This window comes from Arthrobacter sp. SDR-2R (genome assembly GCF_057747955.1).
On sequence record NZ_CM173231.1, the window covers coordinates 2,100,041 to 2,116,912 of the forward strand.

16 protein-coding genes are annotated in these 16,872 nt (G+C 65.8%); 7 read left to right on the top strand and 9 right to left on the bottom strand.

Going from position 1 to position 16,872, the window contains the following annotated elements; genetic code table 11:
• Positions 1–13: 13 nt before the first annotated feature.
• The 3 genes from rsgA to AC3ANU_RS09785 are packed head-to-tail and all read right to left on the bottom strand — an operon-like array spanning position 14 to position 3,056.
• A complete protein-coding gene (gene rsgA / locus AC3ANU_RS09775; RefSeq protein WP_018768450.1) occupies positions 14–1,129 on the bottom strand; it encodes a ribosome small subunit-dependent GTPase A in 1,116 nt (371 codons plus the stop codon).
• Entirely contained in the window at positions 1,113–2,501 is a 1,389-nt protein-coding gene (gene aroA, locus AC3ANU_RS09780; RefSeq protein WP_478223207.1) for a 3-phosphoshikimate 1-carboxyvinyltransferase, read from the bottom strand. The genes rsgA and aroA overlap by 17 nt, the downstream gene beginning before the upstream one ends.
• 6 nt (positions 2,502–2,507) lie before the next feature.
• Positions 2,508–3,056 (bottom strand): DoxX family protein, encoded by a 549-nt coding sequence (locus tag AC3ANU_RS09785; RefSeq protein WP_018768448.1) that lies wholly within the window; start codon positions 3,054–3,056, stop codon positions 2,508–2,510.
• Between the two features lie 194 nt (positions 3,057–3,250).
• On the opposite strand from AC3ANU_RS09785, the gene AC3ANU_RS09790 reads away from it, so the two are divergent.
• Positions 3,251–4,105 carry a sigma-70 family RNA polymerase sigma factor gene (locus AC3ANU_RS09790; RefSeq protein WP_026265646.1) on the top strand — a complete coding sequence of 285 codons (855 nt, stop codon included), beginning with the start codon at positions 3,251–3,253 and terminating at the stop codon, positions 4,103–4,105.
• Positions 4,102–4,362, top strand: a complete 261-nt coding sequence (gene rsrA / locus AC3ANU_RS09795; protein WP_018768446.1) for a mycothiol system anti-sigma-R factor — start codon at positions 4,102–4,104, stop codon at positions 4,360–4,362. Before AC3ANU_RS09790 ends, rsrA begins: the two co-directional genes overlap by 4 nt.
• 104 nt (positions 4,363–4,466) lie before the next feature.
• On the opposite strand, the gene AC3ANU_RS09800 is transcribed toward rsrA, so the two are convergent.
• The 5 genes from AC3ANU_RS09800 to AC3ANU_RS09820 all read right to left on the bottom strand — a co-directional run bounded on the left by AC3ANU_RS09800 (position 4,467) and on the right by AC3ANU_RS09820 (position 10,616).
• Positions 4,467–4,541 carry a 50S ribosomal protein bL37 gene (locus AC3ANU_RS09800; protein WP_369299106.1) on the bottom strand — a complete coding sequence of 25 codons (75 nt, stop codon included), beginning with the start codon at positions 4,539–4,541 and terminating at the stop codon, positions 4,467–4,469.
• Between the two features lie 119 nt (positions 4,542–4,660).
• Entirely contained in the window at positions 4,661–5,122 is a 462-nt protein-coding gene (locus tag AC3ANU_RS09805) for a PadR family transcriptional regulator (RefSeq protein WP_018768445.1), read from the bottom strand.
• Complete coding sequence (locus tag AC3ANU_RS09810; RefSeq protein WP_056388036.1) at positions 5,122–5,955, bottom strand: DUF4097 family beta strand repeat-containing protein; 834 nt, start codon at positions 5,953–5,955, stop codon at positions 5,122–5,124. The genes AC3ANU_RS09805 and AC3ANU_RS09810 overlap by 1 nt, the downstream gene beginning before the upstream one ends.
• Positions 5,956–6,042: 87 nt before the next feature.
• Positions 6,043–6,642 carry a GDSL-type esterase/lipase family protein gene (locus tag AC3ANU_RS09815; protein ID WP_488315908.1) on the bottom strand — a complete coding sequence of 200 codons (600 nt, stop codon included), beginning with the start codon at positions 6,640–6,642 and terminating at the stop codon, positions 6,043–6,045.
• A 155-nt stretch (positions 6,643–6,797) separates the two neighbouring features.
• Entirely contained in the window at positions 6,798–10,616 is a 3,819-nt protein-coding gene (locus AC3ANU_RS09820) for a multifunctional oxoglutarate decarboxylase/oxoglutarate dehydrogenase thiamine pyrophosphate-binding subunit/dihydrolipoyllysine-residue succinyltransferase subunit (RefSeq protein WP_488315909.1), read from the bottom strand.
• A 593-nt stretch (positions 10,617–11,209) separates the two neighbouring features.
• On the opposite strand from AC3ANU_RS09820, the gene AC3ANU_RS09825 reads away from it, so the two are divergent.
• The 5 genes from AC3ANU_RS09825 to AC3ANU_RS09845 all read left to right on the top strand — a co-directional run bounded on the left by AC3ANU_RS09825 (position 11,210) and on the right by AC3ANU_RS09845 (position 16,361).
• Positions 11,210–12,544 carry a hemolysin family protein gene (locus AC3ANU_RS09825; protein ID WP_134163830.1) on the top strand — a complete coding sequence of 445 codons (1,335 nt, stop codon included), beginning with the start codon at positions 11,210–11,212 and terminating at the stop codon, positions 12,542–12,544.
• Positions 12,541–13,611, top strand: a complete 1,071-nt coding sequence (locus AC3ANU_RS09830) for a hemolysin family protein (protein WP_018768440.1) — start codon at positions 12,541–12,543, stop codon at positions 13,609–13,611. The genes AC3ANU_RS09825 and AC3ANU_RS09830 overlap by 4 nt, the downstream gene beginning before the upstream one ends.
• Before the next feature lie 76 nt (positions 13,612–13,687).
• A complete protein-coding gene (locus AC3ANU_RS09835; protein ID WP_134163831.1) occupies positions 13,688–14,665 on the top strand; it encodes a metal ABC transporter solute-binding protein, Zn/Mn family in 978 nt (325 codons plus the stop codon).
• Positions 14,662–15,477, top strand: a complete 816-nt coding sequence (locus tag AC3ANU_RS09840; protein WP_134163832.1) for a metal ABC transporter ATP-binding protein — start codon at positions 14,662–14,664, stop codon at positions 15,475–15,477. The genes AC3ANU_RS09835 and AC3ANU_RS09840 overlap by 4 nt, the downstream gene beginning before the upstream one ends.
• Positions 15,477–16,361, top strand: a complete 885-nt coding sequence (locus AC3ANU_RS09845) for a metal ABC transporter permease (RefSeq protein WP_488315910.1) — start codon at positions 15,477–15,479, stop codon at positions 16,359–16,361. The genes AC3ANU_RS09840 and AC3ANU_RS09845 overlap by 1 nt, the downstream gene beginning before the upstream one ends.
• Here AC3ANU_RS09845 and AC3ANU_RS09850 read toward each other — a convergent pair.
• The gene (locus AC3ANU_RS09850) at positions 16,339–16,800 is read right to left on the bottom strand and encodes a Fur family transcriptional regulator (protein ID WP_307093236.1); all 462 of its coding nucleotides are present in this window, start codon (positions 16,798–16,800) and stop codon (positions 16,339–16,341) included. The two genes, AC3ANU_RS09845 and AC3ANU_RS09850, sit on opposite strands and share 23 nt — an antisense overlap.
• Positions 16,801–16,872 lie beyond the last annotated feature (72 nt).

Here is a 16,872-nt window from a genome sequence, read left to right on the forward strand (position 1 = left end):
CCGGGAGAACGCGTCAGTTGACGCTGCCGAGCTCCTTGGTTTCCTGTGCTTCCATCCTCGGGTCCGTACCAAGCAGGCGCCGCAGCGAGGCCAGCCGGGCCGCGCCGGTGGGACCTGCGTGTCCGCCTGCCACCCAGTCGTCGAGGCCGCAGTTCACTGCGGTTGCGGTGTGCTTGCAGCCCCGTTCGCAGTTCTCGATGCCGGGGGAGAGGTCCGGGAAGGAGCGCAGGATGCGGTCAGGGTCCACGTGCGCCAGGCCAAAGGAACGGATGCCGGGGGTATCGATGATCCAGCTGCCGGGAGGCGCGTCCGCCAACCGCAAGGCAAGGGCCGACGACGACGTGTGGCGGCCGCGCCCGGTCACGGCATTCACGCCGCCGGTGGCCCGCTCGGCGCCGGTCAGGGCGTTCACCATGGTGGACTTGCCGACGCCGGAGTGCCCCAGCATAACGGTGACCTTGCCATCGAGATGGTCCCGCAGCGCCGCCACTGCGGCGCTGTCCAGCCGCGCCGAGAGCCCGTCATCGGACCGGGCATCGATTCCCGACGCCTGCGCATCCGCCGTCTTGCTGATGATCACCGGGAAGTCCAGGTGCGTGTAGTTGGAAAGCAGGTCCGCGGGGTCTTTGACGTCGGCCTTGGTGACCAGCAGGATGGGTTCGATTCCGGCGTCGTATGCGGCCACGAGCGCGCGGTCGATGAACCCCGTGCGGGGTTCCGGGTTGGCGGCAGCCACCACGATCACCAGTTGGTCGGCGTTGGCCACCACCGCGCGCTCCACGGGGTCGGTGTCGTCGGCGCTGCGGCGCAGGAGGGTGTGGCGGTCCTGGATCTTCACCAGCCGGGCCAGCGTGTCCGGCGCGCCGGACACGTCCCCCACGAGCGAGACGAAGTCGCCTGCCACAACGGGCGAGCGCCGAAGTTCCCGGGCGCGCGCGGCAATGACAACGCGCTCATTCTCCGAGTCCTCGTCCACTACCGCGGTGTACCGCCCGCGGTCCACCGTGATGATCCGTCCGGTCACGGCGTCGTCGTGGCTGGGGCGGTCTTTGGTGCGCGGCCGGGAGCCCTTCTTGCTGGGACGGATCCGAACGTCCGATTCGTCCCAGGAATCAGTGCTCCGCGCCACTGCCGCGCCCTTCCGGTCCGGCGGCGGACCCTTCTCCCTGGGCCAGCATGCCGGCCCACAGCTGCGGGAAATCCGGCATGGTCTTGGCCGTGGTGCCGATGTCCTCCACCTGGACGCCTTCGACGGCGAGTCCCAGGATTGCGCCGGCCGTGGCCATGCGGTGGTCGGCGTAGCTGTGGACGACGCCGGCGTGCAGCCGGGCGGGCCGGATCACCAGGCCGTCGCTGGTTTCCTCGGCGTCGCCGCCCAGCCGGTTGATCTCCGATACCAGGGCCGCGAGCCTGTCCGTCTCGTGTCCCCTCAGGTGGGCGATGCCGCTGAGGCGGGAAGGCCCCGTGGCAAGGGCACACAGGGCCGCGACCGTGGGAGCCAGTTCACTGGTGTCCGCGAAGTTGCCGCCCTTGATCTCCGGGCCGCCGGTGACGGTCAGGACACCGTCAGCCAGGGTGACCGAGGCGCCCATGCTGGCCAGGATTCCGCGCCACAGGTCCCCCACCTGCTGCGTTTCATCAGGCCAGTTGGGAATCCGTACGGTGCCCCGCGTGGCCAGGGCCGCAGCCAGGAAGGGCCCGGCGTTGGAAAGGTCCTGTTCAATCCGCTGGTCGAAGGCGCGGATGGGTCCCGGCGCCACCACCCAGTGGTTGGGGACGGAGTCGTCCACTGAAACGCCGGCACCGCGCAGGACGGCCACTGTCATGTTGATGTGGTCCAGGCTGGGTACCGGCTTGCCCACATGTTCCAGGTGCAGGCCGTCGTCGAACCTTGCGCCCACCAGGAGGAGGGCGGAGACGAACTGCGAGGAGGCGCTGGCATCGATCACCAGATGGCCGCCGCGGACTGCGCCGTTGCCTTCCACCACAAAAGGGAGCGACGACGGCGCGCTGCCGTCTTCGGCGGAAACGGCCACGCCCAGGGCTTTGAGGGCTTCGATGATGGTTCCCATGGGGCGCTTGCGGGCGTGGGGATCGCCGTCGAACACGCTGGCTCCGTTGCGGAGCGCCGCCAGCGGCGGAACGAACCGCATGACGGTGCCGGCAAGTCCGCAGTCGATCCTGGTGTGGGACGCGGCCGCTGCCGCCGGCAGCGGAACCACCTCCAGGTCGGGCCCAAAGGCACCGTCCCCGGGCACTTCGGTGATGACGGCACCGAGCTGCCGCAGTGCGTCGACCATGAGTGCGGAGTCCCTGGAATGCAGGGGGGCCCGCAGCCGGGACGGGCCGTCCGCGAGGGCTGCCAGGACCAGGTACCTGTTGGTCAGGGACTTCGATCCGGGCACCGTCACGGTGGCGTTAACGGGCCGGGACGCAAAGGGTGCGGCCCAGTGCTGGACAGGCGTTCCGGACCCGTCCCGGGTGGCAACTGCTGCGGTCATTCGTGTTTATGCTCCCGTAGCGTGTTCGACGGCGCGGCGCACGGCCTTGTCCGCCTTGTTCAGCTTCTTGGTGGTGGTCCTGCGCGCGTCGGCGGCCAGGTGCGAGGCGTTACGACGGGCATCGGCCGCCAGGTGCTCGGCGCGCCAGGCCAGGCCGGGCTTGCCGGCGGTGTCCACGGAAGCGAGCAGGGCGCCGCCGCTCAGCGAGAGGTTCTTGAGCAGCTGGTTCCGGCGGCTTTCGCGGCCTTCCTTGCTGCTGATATCCGCGCTGCGCCATTCAACGAAGGTGTTCAGGAGCGAAATCACCGTCAACAGGCCCGCGGAGAGCCGGGAAAACTTGCCAAGGCCGAACAGGACGCCGGCCCCTACCTGGGTTCCGCCAATCACACGTGCGAGGGTGGTTTCGTTCGCCTGGAAGGGAAGCGAGGCTGCAGCCTTGCGCAGCAGCGGTGAGAGCTGCTGAGCGGTGTCGTCTGCGTTCCTGAGCTTATCCAGTCCGGCGAGAACGAAACTGGAGGCGAGCATGGGCCGTGCGAGCGTGCGGACAAAGGACATGGATTTCCTCCTGGATGGACGAGCCGCGCCGAGCGGCGGAGTCGGTCCTAGTCTTGCACTTTTGGGGAATATTTGCCCGTGGGAGGCGGTTATGGCAAACAGGTCCGCAACAGGGGCCTGACAATCATTCACCCGAAACAGAGCGGAGTTGGCCCTTGGGGAAGGTGTTGGACGGAACCAGGCAGGCGGGCCCGGTGGCAGTGGACAAGCTGGCCTCGGAACCGCCGGAATACGGCACGCCCCGGGCAGGGAGCCTGACAGTAGACTTGAAGGCAATGAACACCCTGGATCCGGCCGTTGCGGCCATGTATGAGGCTACCCCCGGCGAAGCAAACGGCAGGGCCGGCACCGCGCCTGTGCCTGCCGGACAGGCAGACCCTGAATCATTGGCCGCAGAAGCGGATGCCGAGGATGCCACGCTGGACGTCGCCACGGAGAGCGTGGAGGAGCGCCGCCTTCGCTTTGAGCGGGATGCCATGCAGTACGTCGACCAGCTGTATTCCGCTGCCATGCGCATGGCCCGGAACCCGTCCGACGCGGAGGATCTGGTCCAGGAGGCCTACACCAAGGCTTTTTCGGCCTTCCACCAGTACAAGCCGGGAACAAACCTGAAAGCCTGGTTGTACCGGATCCTGACCAACACGTACATCAACCTCTACCGCAAGAGGCAGCGTGAGCCCCTGCAGTCCAACTCGGACAGCATTGAGGACTGGCAGCTGGCACGGGCGGAGTCGCACACCTCGAGCGGACTGCGCTCAGCCGAGGCTGAAGCCCTGGATCATCTTCCGGATTCGGACGTGAAGCGGGCGCTGCAGGACATCCCCGAAGAATTCCGGCTGGCGGTCTACTTCGCCGACGTTGAGGGCTTTGCCTACAAGGAAATCTCGGACATCATGAACACGCCCATCGGCACTGTGATGTCCCGGCTCCACCGCGGCCGGCGAATGTTGCGGGACATGCTCGCGGAATACGCCGCCGAGCGGGGATTTAAGACGGCCGCAGATGCCTCGGATGCGGCAGGAAGCAAAGCACAGGAGAACAGGAAATGAGCGACTGCCAGGGATTGGGCGATTGCGACGACACCAGGATGCAACGCATCTACGAATACCTTGACGGGGCGCTGACCCGCGAGGACCTCACGGAAATCAAGAACCACCTTGATGACTGCCCTGAGTGCACGGAACAGTATGACCTGGAGTGCGTCATCCGCAATATGGTCAAGCGCTCCTGCACGGAGTCCGCGCCGGACAACCTGAAGAACGCCATCCTGGACAGGATCCACACCATCCGTCCCGTGGAGGCCTAGGAACAGGCACGCGTTGCGCCGGTCAGGGCCGCAGACAGCAAAGGACCCCGGAAGCCGTTTGGCTTGCGGGGTCCTTCGCTTGAACCGTAGTTCCTGGCATTTGCCTAGGTGTTGGGGCGCTTCCCGTGGTTCGCGCCGCCACGCTTACGGTCACGACGCTTGCGTGCACGCTTGCTCATAGCTGGCCTCCTTACTGTTGGTACTCAAAAGAGCTGCCCTCAAGTCTCCCACATGATGTGGCGGCCCGCGAACCGGGTAGGGGCGGATGACCTGCGGAAGTGCGGCAGCAGGCGCCGCCTTAGGACTGCAGGGTGCTGCGGATGGCCGCGCGGGCGTCGTCGAGGGCTGTCCTGACGGTTTCCAGCGTCACAGGGCTGATGGGGCGGCGCATGGCCTGCCGCCGCAGGTCCGCGCAGAGCTCATCATGGAACTTCTGCACCATCAGTTCCACGTCAAGCCGTTGGACGGAGACGGCGATGTCATTCTCGACCCCCGCCAGATCGTCGCGGCGCCGGTTCAGTTCGGCAAGGCCGGCGGCTGTAATGCGGTAGTTGGTGCGCCGCCCGGCCGGCTCGGTGGCCACCAGGCCATCCTCCTCGAGCTTGCCCAGCCGGGGGTAGATGGTTCCGGCGCTTGGCGAATAAGTCCCCGCGAACCTTTCCTTGAGCGCCTTGATGAGCTCGTACCCGTGCTTGGGCCCGCTTTCCAGCAGTGCCAGCAGGTAGAGGCGCAACGCACCGTGTGCGAAGACGGGCGGCATCAGCCTTGCGCTTCCCCGTCGCCGTCAAGTGGTGCAGGAGCGTGGGATATGGACGTCCTGCCGGATACCGAATTGGTCCGGACGAGCATCAGCTGGCCGTCGGGCCCGGCAATGGTCTCCACTTTGCCGTTGGCCAGGAGGCACTGCCGGCCGTCAAGGATCACCGCTCCGCCGGCGGACTTGGCCACGATGTCGACGCCGACGTCGTGCGGCAGCCTGATAGCCAGATCCCCGGACACCGAGTTGGAGCCGAAGTCCCGGGTGAAATCGAGCAGTTCAACGTCGAGGTGCCCGCTGACGGTGTTGGTGCGCACGTTGGTGAAGTATCCGGAGGCGGTAACCCTGCCTGAGACGCTCTTGGCCATGAGTACCCCGCGGTGGTTCCTGACCTCCACGCTGCCGCTGATGGTATTGACCTGAAGCTCGCCGGAGGTACTGTCCGCCACTACGGAACCTGACACGGTGTTCAGCCGGACACGGGCAGAGACGCCCGAAACCAGCCCGTCCCCGCTGACGGTCCCGGCCTCCACCTCCACACCCTGGGGAACAGCGATGGTGATGAGCGCGGAGTTGTCGCTGCTGTGGTTGACCGTCTCCATGAGGTTCTTGAACCAGCCCTGGGCTCCGTGCAGCTGGTGCCGCACTTCGAGCCTGCCGCTGTTCAGTGACACGGCTACCGGATCGCCGTGCACGTCGGCGAACTCCAGCCGCACCTGGGACCCCGCGTGCGCCGTGATCCTGAACCTGCCACGGACCATGCCCAGCTTCAGGGCCGTCACGCCGTCGACGTCCATGGTTTGCGGGTCTGTCACACTCCAGTTTTGCTCGGCCATGGTCCCCTCCAAAAGACGATATATCGCGTAGCCCCTACAACGTATCGCCGCAGGCGGGCAGGGTCAAGATATATCTCGAGCGGGCTACTACTGGGGGCCTTCCAGTCCCAGCCACTGGAACCAGCCGCGGTGCAGCACCAGCCATGCCATGAGGCCATAGCCTGCCTGGCCGGGCGTGCCACCGTTTGCGGCAAGGTCCTGGCGCCACTGTTCGTGGTTCAGCAGGGGCGAGAACGTGTCGACGTAGAGGTGCTTGCGGCGGGTGGTGACATCGGCGAAGGCGGTGTTCAGTTCGTCAAGCCGCCGGTTCTGGGCCGGGTCCAGCGTGGGAGGCGGCCCCACGACGAATACCTCGATCCGGTTCTGTGACGCCGAGTCCAGGATATTGGCCAGGTTCAGCCTGCTCCGTGCGGTGGAAAGACCGAATTCAATGTCCCGCCCGGACAGGCCGATGACCAGCCGGTTCTCCGCCTGGGGGCTGAAACGGCGGCCGGCTTCCTCCAGCCAACGTGCCGCAAGCCCCTCGGTGCCTTCCTGCGGACAGGGGAGGGCGTAGCTTTCCAGGAGCATTCCGTCCTGGGGAGTGCGGGCCAGGACGCGGCCCAGCCAGCCAAGTGCCCGGGGATCCCCCAGTCCGGCCAGCAGTTCGTCTCCTACAGCTGCGATCCGCAGCTTCCTGTCTTCCACGCGTTCCTCTTTACTTCGGTACGGGTTTACTTCGGTACGGCCGCTGCATCGTCGCCGCCGCGGCTGCGGGGGTACGGGGCGGCGCTGTCCATCCATTAAACAGAACTGCCCGGCCGGAGTCTGGTATTTCGACTCCGGCCGGGCAGCCTTACTGCTTACTTCCGTGCAAATGCCTGCTTCAGGAGGACATCCTGTTCCGCAGCGTGCCGCTTCATGGAGCCGGCTGCCGTGGAGGCGGATGCCGGCCGGGACACAAGGCGGACCCGCCGGTCAAGGGCCTCGGGCAGGTGCAGGCCGATGAATGGCCAGGGGCCCTGGTTGGCAGGCTCATCCTGTGCCCAGACCACTTCGGCGTTGGGGTACTTGGCGAGCTCCGCCGCGATCTCCTGGTGCGGCAGCGGGTAGAGCTGCTCCACGCGGATGATGGCGGTGGTCTTGTCGCCGGTCTTCTGCCGGGTGGACAGGAGATCGTAGTAGAGGCGGCCGGAGACCAGAAGCACGCGTTCGACGGCGGTGGCCGGCAGCTGCTCATGCTCACCAATGACAGGACGGAAGGTGCCGCTGGTGAAGTCCTCCACGGACGAGGCGGCAGCCTTCAGGCGCAGCAGCTGCTTGGGCGTGAAGATGATCAACGGCTTGCGCGGCCGGTTGTACGCCTGGCGCCGCAGCAAGTGGAAGTGCGAGGCCGCCGTGGTGGGGTTGGCCACGATCATGTTGTCTTCCGCGCAGAGCTGCAGGAAGCGCTCGATCCTCGCCGAGGAGTGGTCCGGGCCCTGGCCTTCGTAGCCGTGCGGGAGCATCAGGACCAGCGAGGACCGCTGGCCCCACTTCTGCTCTGCGGAGGAGATGAATTCGTCGATGATGGTCTGCGCACCGTTGACGAAGTCGCCGAACTGGGCCTCCCAGAGGACCAGGGCGTCCGGGCGTTCCACGGAGTAGCCGTACTCGAAGCCCATGGCCGCGTATTCGGACAGCAGTGAATCGTAGATCCACAGCTTGGCCTGGTCGTCGGAAAGGTTGCCCAGCGGCAGCCATTCCTTGCCGTTGGCACGGTCGTGGAAGACGGCGTGGCGCTGTACGAAGGTGCCGCGGCGGGAGTCCTGGCCGGCAAGGCGTACGGGGACGCCTTCCATGATCAGGGAGCCGAAGGCTGCGATCTCGCCGAAGCCCCAGTCGATGCCGCCTTCGCGGGACATCTGCTCGCGCTTTTCCAGCAGCTGCTTCAACTTGGGGTGGACCGTAAAGCCATCGGGGATCTCGACGTGTGCCTTGCCGATCCGGGCCAGGGTGTCGGCGCTGATGGCCGTGGAGGCCGGTGCGCTGACGCGGGAATCGGACTGCTGGGCCATGGGCCGCTCGATATCGGACACGGCAGCGGAATCCGCGGTCACGATCGGGATGGGGGAGGTCTGGGCGGCGTGGGTCTCGGCGAAGACCCGCTCCAGCCGTTCCTGGTAGTCGCGGAGCAGCTGCTCGGCTTCTTCCTCGGTAATGTCCCCGCGGCCGATGAGCGACTCCGTGTACAACTTGCGGACGGAGCGCTTGGCCTCGATCAGGTTGTACATCAGCGGCTGGGTCATCGAGGGGTCGTCACCCTCGTTGTGGCCCCGGCGGCGGTAGCACACCATGTCGATGACGACGTCCTTGTGGAAGCGCTGGCGGAATTCGTAGGCGAGCTGGCCGATGCGGACCACAGCCTCGGGGTCGTCGCCGTTCACGTGGAAGACCGGTGCCTGGATCATCTTGGCAACGTCCGTGGAGTACGTGGATGAGCGCGACGACGACGGGGCGGTGGTGAAGCCGACCTGGTTGTTGACCACGATGTGGATGGTTCCACCGGTGCGGTAACCACGCAGCTGGGACAGGTTGAGCGTTTCCGCAACCACGCCCTGGCCGGCGAAGGCAGCGTCGCCGTGGACCATGATGGGCAGGACGGGGAACGACTCGCCCTGGTCAAGGCGGTCCTGCTTGGCCCTGACAATGCCCTCGAGGACGGAGTCCACGGCTTCCAGGTGGGACGGGTTGGCGGCGAGGTAGACCTTGGTCTCCTTGCCGGTGTCCGAGGTGAAGGTACCTTCGGTGCCCAGGTGGTACTTGACGTCGCCGGAGCCCTGGACGGAGCGCGGATCCTGCGTGCCTTCGAATTCGCGGAACACCTGTGCGTAGGTCTTGCCGGCGATGTTCGTCAGGACGTTGAGGCGGCCGCGGTGGGCCATGCCGATGGCAACCTCGTCCAGGCCGTCATCGGCTGCATCGGACATGATGGCGTCCAGCAGCGGAATCAGGGACTCGCCGCCTTCCAGCGAGAAGCGCTTCTGCCCCACGAACTTGGTCTGCAGGAAGGTTTCGAAGGCCTCGGCCGCGTTCAGCTTGGAGACGATCCGCAGCTGCTCTTCCCGGCTGGGCTTGGAGTAGGGGTGTTCCAGCTGGTCCTGGAACCACTTGCGCTCGGCAGGCTCCTGGATGTGCATGTATTCGATGCCGGTGGTGCGGCAGTAGGCATCCCGCAGGACTCCGAGGATGTCGCGGAACTTCAGCATCGGCTTGCCGCCGAAGCCGCCCGTGGGCCATTCGCGGTCCAGGTCCCAGAGGGTCAGGCCGTAGGTGAGGACGTCGAGGTCCGGGTGCTTGCGCTGCACGTACTCCAGCGGATCGGTATCCGCCATGAGGTGGCCGCGTACGCGGAAGGAGTGGATCAGCTGCTGGATCCGGGCAACCTTGTTGATCTCGTCAGCCGGATCCACCTGCAGGTCCGCACTCCAGCGGACAGGCTCGTAGGGGATGCGGAGGGCTTCGAAGATCTCGTCGTAGAAGTTCTGTGCGCCCAGCAGCAGCTGGTGCACCAGCTTGAGGAACTCGCCGCTGCCGGCGCCCTGGATGACGCGGTGGTCATACGTCGAGGTCAGGGTGAGGACCTTGCTGATGGCGTTGTGGGCGATGATCTTTTCGCTGGCACCCTGGAATTCGGCGGGGTAGTCAAGGGCGCCGACGCCGATGATGGCCGCCTGGCCCTTGGAAAGGCGCGGCACTGAGTGCACGGTGCCGATGCCGCCGGGGTTGGTCAGGGAGACAGTGGTGCCCTGATGGTCCTCGGCGGTGAGCTTGCCGTTGCGGGCGCGCTTGATGAGGTCCTCGTACGTGTGCCAGAACTCGGCGAAGTTGAGGGTCTCGGCCTTCTTGATGTTCGGGACCATGAGCAGGCGGGTGCCGTCGGGCTTGGGCATGTCGATGGCGATGCCGAAGTTGACGTGGGCCGGCTGGACCGCAACGGGCTTGCCGTCCACCTCGTCGTAGTACACGTTCATCGACGGGAACTGGGAAAGGGCCCGGATGACTGCGTAGCCAATGAGGTGCGTGAAGGAGACCTTGCCGCCGCGGGCGCGGGCCAGGTTCGAGTTGATGACCACGCGGTTGTCGATGAGCAGCTTGGCCGGAATCGCCCGGACGCTGGTGGCCGTGGGCACCTCAAGGCTGGTGACCATGTTGGTGGCGATGGCCTTGGCAGGTCCGCGGAGGACGGAGACGACGTCCTCCTCCGGCGCGGTGGGGGCCTTGACGTTCTTGGGCAGCTGCGCCGGAATGGGCTGCGAGCCGGTGCCTGCTTCGGTCTTCTTGCCGCCGTCGCGTGCCTCCGTGGCGGGGGCCTTCTTGACCGGCGCAGGGGCTGCTGCAGGAGCGGCAGCCGGGGCGGCGGCGGGTGCCGCCGGGGGAGTGGCAGGGGCCGCGGCCGGCGACGGTGCCGAAGCAGCGGGTGCCGTCTTCACCACGGGCAGCTCGCGCGTAGGAGGATTGGCAGCGTGCGCGGAATTTCCATTGTTGGAAGAACCGTTACCCGAGTCGAAAGATTCAAACAGCGGCCACCACTTGGCGTCCACGGCGTTCTTGTCCTGTTGGTACTGCTCGTACAGTTCGTCAACGAGCCACTCGTTCCCGCCAAATTCCTCTGGTAGACGGTGGCTTGGCTGCTCTGGCACTTGAAATACGCCTCTTCCATGAGTTTGATTTCTCTTTGGCCCCCCGGTGCTTCAGCACTGCGATCGAACCAGTCTCTGCGTCCTCTGAACCCAGACCCTTAGCAAGTCTAGTGAGCATCTTGTGTTAACTGCCAATAAGGGTGACCCAAATCATGAAGTGACGAACATGGGGCTGAATGTGAGCCCAAAATTGCATCTGAATTGCCATCTGATACGCCCGGCTCCTGGAGCGCCAAGGGTCGCCGGGAAGCCCCGCAAAGTGCTGGGGCGGCCGGAGGCCGGGCCGCCCCGGCGGCGGACTGCCGCGCATCCGGCCGGGGCCGCTCCTGTAGACTGAAAGTCTTATGGACAGTAAATCTAGGTGCCGGCCTGGGCACTGTCAGCGGAGCTCCACGAGGAGCGCCGCACAGTCCGCCCCCAGAGCCGGCAAACCCCGACAACGCGCCCATCACCAGCCAGCGGCCCAGCTTGCCGCATCCCGTGCGGACCAGTCCTCGGGATCCGCCGACCATCCTCCGCCGGGCCGAAGCAGTTCCTCCCTTTTCCGGTCGGCTGCGCTCCCGGCGGTCCTGCCGCTCCAGGCGGGATGCTGAATGGAGTGGCTCCTCCTGGCAGCAGGCCTGCTGCTGATCGCCGGCACCGGATTCTTTGTGGCCGTCGAGTTTTCCCTCATCGCTTTGGACCAATCCACCGTCCAGCGTGCCATTGACGACGGGGACAGCGGCGCTGTGCCGTTGCTCACCTGCCTCAAATCGCTGTCAACCCAGCTGTCGAGCTGCCAACTCGGCATCACCCTGACCACGCTGCTCACCGGCTACGTCATGGAACCCTCGGTTGGCCACCTCCTCGAGGCGCCGCTGGCCGCCGTCGGACTTCCCGCCGTGGCCGTGCAGTCCATCTCCCTCATCCTCGCCATGGTGCTGGCTACGCTGCTGTCCATGCTCCTGGGTGAGCTGGTGCCCAAGAACATGGCGATCGCGCTGTCGTTCCCCGTGGGCCGGGCGCTGGCCCGGCCACAGCTGATGTTCACGGCGATCTTCAAACCGGCCATCCTGGTCCTGAACGGCTTTTCCAACAAGGTCCTGAACGTTTTCGGGCTGGAAGCCAAGGAAGAAATTTCCGGCGCGCGGACTCCGGCGGAGCTTGCCTCGCTGGTCCGCAGGTCGGCTGCGATGGGAACGCTCGACGCCGGGACTGCCAACTTCATCGCCCGCACCCTGAATTTCTCAACGCGGACGGCCGCGGACGTCATGACGCCGCGCATCCGGCTCGAGACAATCGACGCCGACCAGCCGGTTTCCGACGTGGTGGAGGCGGCACGCAGGACCGGGTACTCCCGGTTCCCTGTTATTGGCGAGTCCGCCGACGACATCCGCGGACTGGTGCACGTCAAGAAGGCCGTCGCTGTTCCGTGGGACCGGCGCCGCAACCTTGAAGCGGGCGCCATCATGACCGAGGTACTGCGGGTGCCCGAGACCATCCACCTTGATGCACTCCTGGCCGAGCTCCGCGAGGGAAACCTCCAGCTGGCCGTCGTGCTTGATGAATACGGGGGTACGGCAGGCATCGCCACCCTTGAGGACCTGGTGGAGGAAATCGTGGGCGAGGTGGCGGACGAGCACGACAAGGTCCGTCCGGGGCTACTGCAAAGCGCCTCCGGCGACTGGTACTTTCCCGGGCTCCTCCGTCCGGACGAGTTGTCCGAACAGATCCCGGGGCTGAGTGTTCCGGACGAAGCGGCCTACGAGACCGTGGGCGGCTACGTCATGAGCAAACTCGGCCGGATCGCCGTGGTGGGGGACTCCGTCCCGGTGGGCGGCGGAACGCTCAGCGTTACCAGGATGGACGGCCGGAGAATCGACCGCATCTGCTTCCACCCGGCGGATCAACCGGCTGCACAGGACGCCAATGACAGGAGCAAGCCATGAGTGACTGGGCGGGCATCCTCTGGCTGGGCTTGCTCCTGCTGGGCAATGCCTTTTTTGTGGCGGCTGAGTTTGCCATCATGTCCGCGCGCCGCAGCCAGATTGAGCCCTTGGCCGACACCGGATCCAAGCGCGCCCAGACAACCCTGCGCGCCATGGAGAACGTGTCCTTGATGCTGGCCTGCGCGCAGCTTGGCATCACCGTCTGCTCCCTGCTGATCCTGCTGGTGGCCGAGCCGGCAATCCACCACCTGCTTGCCGTCCCCATCGAGACGGTGGGCCTGCCGGCGGAAGCTGCGGACGTTGCAGCCTTCGCCGTGGCCCTGATGCTGGTGACCTTCCTCCACGTCACATTCGGCGAGATGGTGCCCAAGAACATCTCGGTGTCCGTGGCGGACAAGGCCGCGCTGCTCCTGGCCCCGCCGCTGCTGTTCATCTCGCGGCTGGTCCATCCGGTGATTTCAGTCCTCAACTGGTCCGCCAACTACATCCTTAAGCTGATGCGGATCGAGCCCAAGGATGAGGTGACGTCCTCCTTCACGCTGGAGGAGGTGCAGTCGATCGTCCAGGAGTCCACCCGCCACGGCCTGGTGGACGACGACGCCGGGCTCATTACCGGTGCCCTGGAGTTCTCGGAGCACACGGCGGAGGACATCATGGTGCCGCTCGGGAAGCTGGTCATGCTGGGGGCTTCCACCACTCCGGTGGAGTTTGAAAAGGCCGTCAGCCGTACGGGATTCTCCCGGTTTCCCATGCTTGATGACGACGACATGCTCTACGGCTACCTCCACGTGAAGGATGTGCTGTCCATTCCGGAGTCCGCCTACGAACTGCCGATTGCCGAGAGCCGCATCCGCTCGCTGGCCAACCTGGCGCTGGGGGACGAGATCGAAAAAGCCATGTCCGTCATGCAGCGCACGGGATCCCACCTTGCACGCGTGATCGGCCCGGACGGCAAGACGCGGGGTGTGCTCTTCCTTGAGGACGTCATCGAACAGCTCGTCGGTGAAATCCGGGACGCGACGCAGGCCACCGGAATCCGCCGGTTGGGCCAGCCGAACGGAAATTGACCTAAATAGGAATCATTCGCATTTAGGTATAGGCTTGCACTGTCGTCCTCCCCATCTGCGTGAACTGAGGTTTTCCGTGCGCCGTACCGCCGCTGCCAGCTCTTTCCTTGCCGCCCTGACGGGCCTTGGCCTTCTGCTCAGTGCGTGCAGCCCGCAGCAGTCCGGGACGCCCGCTTCCACGCAGGGGATCAACGTCGTGGCCTCGACGAATGTGTACGGCGACATTGCCAGGAGCATCGGTGGGGATAAGGTCAGCGTGACCGCGATCATCAACAACGCCGGCCAGGATCCGCATTCCTATGAAGCGACCGCCCAGGACCGCCTCACTGTTTCGAAGGCGCAGCTGGTCATCGAAAACGGCGGCGGCTACGACGACTTCCTTCATACCCTGGTGGAGAGCAGCAAGCTCGACGGCGGTTCGGTGCTGACCGCCGTCGAAGTCTCCGGCCTTGCCCACCCGGAGGAGGAGGCTTCCGCCTCGACCGGGCCGGCCGCCGAAGGCTCTGGCGGGCACGATCACGGCAACTTCAACGAACACGTCTGGTACAGCCTGCCGGCCATGGAGCGGATGGCCGACAGTGTTGCGGCGAAGCTCGGCATGCTGGATCCCGGTTCTGCCGCCACGTTCACAGCCAACGCCGGCGCCTTCAAGGCCTCCCTCTCAGACCTGCACGGCAAGCTGGAGGCCCGGAAAGGCGCGGCGGCCGGAGGACAGGTTGCGGTCACCGAACCCGTTCCCCTCTACCTGCTCGAAGATGCGGGCCTGAAGAACGCCACACCTGAGGCCTACACTGCCGCGATCGAGGAGGGCACTGACGTCCCGCCCGCCGCCATGAAGGAGGCCACAGACCTGGTGGCTTCCGGGACAGTGCGGCTGCTGGCCTACAACGCGCAGACCGAGGGCCCGCAGACGGAAGCACTGAAGAAGGCTGCTGAAGCCGCAGGGGTTCCGGTGGTGGACTTCACCGAAACCCTGCCTGAGGGAAAGACCTACGTGCAGTGGATGACGGACAATGTGAACAACGTCAGCAAAATTCTGGAGTCAAACAGGTGAAATCCGTCGTCAGCCTCAGCGGGGCGTGCCTCAGGTTCGGTCAGCGCACGCTTTGGGAGGATCTGGACCTGGACATCAGGCCCGGTGAGTTCTTCGCCGTGCTGGGCCCCAACGGCAGCGGCAAAACCAGTTTCCTGAAGGTCCTCCTGGGCCTGCAGAAGCTGCACTCCGGACAAGCGTTCCTGGGCGGCCGGCCCGTGGAACGCGGCAGCAACCTGATCGGCTACATTCCACAACAGAAGTCGTTTCCGCAGGACACGCCCCTGCGTGCCCGCGACCTGGTGGCCCTGGGAGTCGACGGGCACCGGTGGGGCATCCGGTTGTCGGCCGGCAAGACAAACCGCAGGGTGGACCAGCTCCTGGAACTGGTGGGCGCCTCCGACTACGCCAAGGTCCCCGTTGGCCAGCTCTCCGGCGGGGAGCAACAGCGGCTCCGCGTGGCGCAGGCACTGGCAACGGATCCGCAGGTCCTGCTCTGCGATGAGCCGCTGTTGTCCCTTGACCTGCACCACCAGCAGGCAGTCAGCGCCCTGATCAACAAACAAAGCCGCGAACACAACAGCGCCGTTGTCTTCGTTACCCACGAAATCAACCCCATCATCGACTACGTGGACCGGGTCCTGTACCTGGCAGGGGGACGGTTCCGGGTGGGGACGCCGGAAGAGGTCATGACCACGGAAGTGCTCTCTGACCTCTACGGCACCCAGGTGGAGGTGATCCACGCCAACGGCCGGATCGTCGTCGTTGGCCTGCCCGATGCCACCACCCACCACCACGCCGAGGCTGACGCCCTGGCAGGGGAAACAGCGTAATGGACGCCGACAGCATCCTCGGTGCCATCTTCAACTTCGACAACTACGGCGAACTGCTGGTCCTGGTCCAGAACTCAATCTGGGCGGGCGCCATCCTGGGGCTCCTTGGCGGCCTCGTGGGCACGTTCGTCATGAAGCGGGACCTCGCTTTCGCGGTCCACGGCATCTCCGAACTTTCCTTCGCCGGCGCCGCCTTCGCCCTGCTGGTCGGTGCGGACGTGGTTTTTGGCTCGCTCATAGGATCGGTGGCGGCAGCGCTGCTGCTGGGCCTGATGGGTGTCCGGGCCAGGGACAAGAACTCAACCATCGGCGTGATCATGCCGTTCGGCCTGGGACTCGGAATCCTGTTCCTGTCCCTGTACCAGGGCCGGGCCGCAAACAAGTTCGGGCTCCTCACCGGGCAAATCGTTTCCGTGGACACCGTCCAGCTCCAGGCCCTCGCCGGGACCGCTGTCGTGGTGATGCTGGTGCTGGTGGCCATCTGGCGGCCGCTCACCTTCGCCAGCGTGGATCCCGAACTCGCCGAGGCGCGGGGAGTCCCGGTCCGCACGCTGGCCCTCGTCTTCATGGTCCTCCTGGGCGTCAGTGTGGCCTTGTCCATCCAGGTGGTCGGCGCCCTGCTGGTGCTTGCGCTGCTGATTACGCCGGCGGCCGCGGCACTGCGGGTCACGTCGTCGCCGGTTGCGGCGGTGGTCCTGAGCGTCGTTTTTGCTGTCACCGCAACGGTGGGCGGAATCCTGCTGGCACTGGGCGGACGGATCCCCATCAGCCCCTACGTCACCACGTTGTCGTTCCTGATCTACGTGGCGTGCCGCGCCATCAGCTCCGGGCGCGCCGCGCGCGGCATCAACGGGCGGGTCCTTACAGCTTCCCGGCAGCCTTAAGGGCGGTGCAGTCAGGGCACAGGCCGAAAATCTCCACGGTATGGTCCACCTCGGTAAACCCATGATCGGCGGCCGTGCGCACCGCCCACGTTTCGACGGCGGGTGCCTCCACCTCCACGGCCTTTCCGCAGTTCCTGCACAGCAGGTGGTGGTGATGCGCGGTCACCGCACAGCGGCGGTACACGGCCTCGCCGTCGCCATTGCGCAGCACATCTACCAGTCCCTCATCGGCCAGTGACTGCAGGATCCGGTAGGCAGTGGCCAATGACACGGACACGCCCTGGTTCTGCAGGATGCGGTACAGCTCCTGCGTGCTGACGAAGTCGTCCAGGTGGTCCAGGGCCGCACTGACGGCCTTGCGCTGCTTGGTAACGCGCTGTTCCCTGCCGCCTCCTGCCGGGGATGGGGCGGCGGAATCAGCCTTGACGCCGATCGGCATGGACGAACTCGCTTCCGTGGGGGGCAAACACCAAGATTACCAGCCGGAGCTTCATGGGCCGGAGTGCAGGAC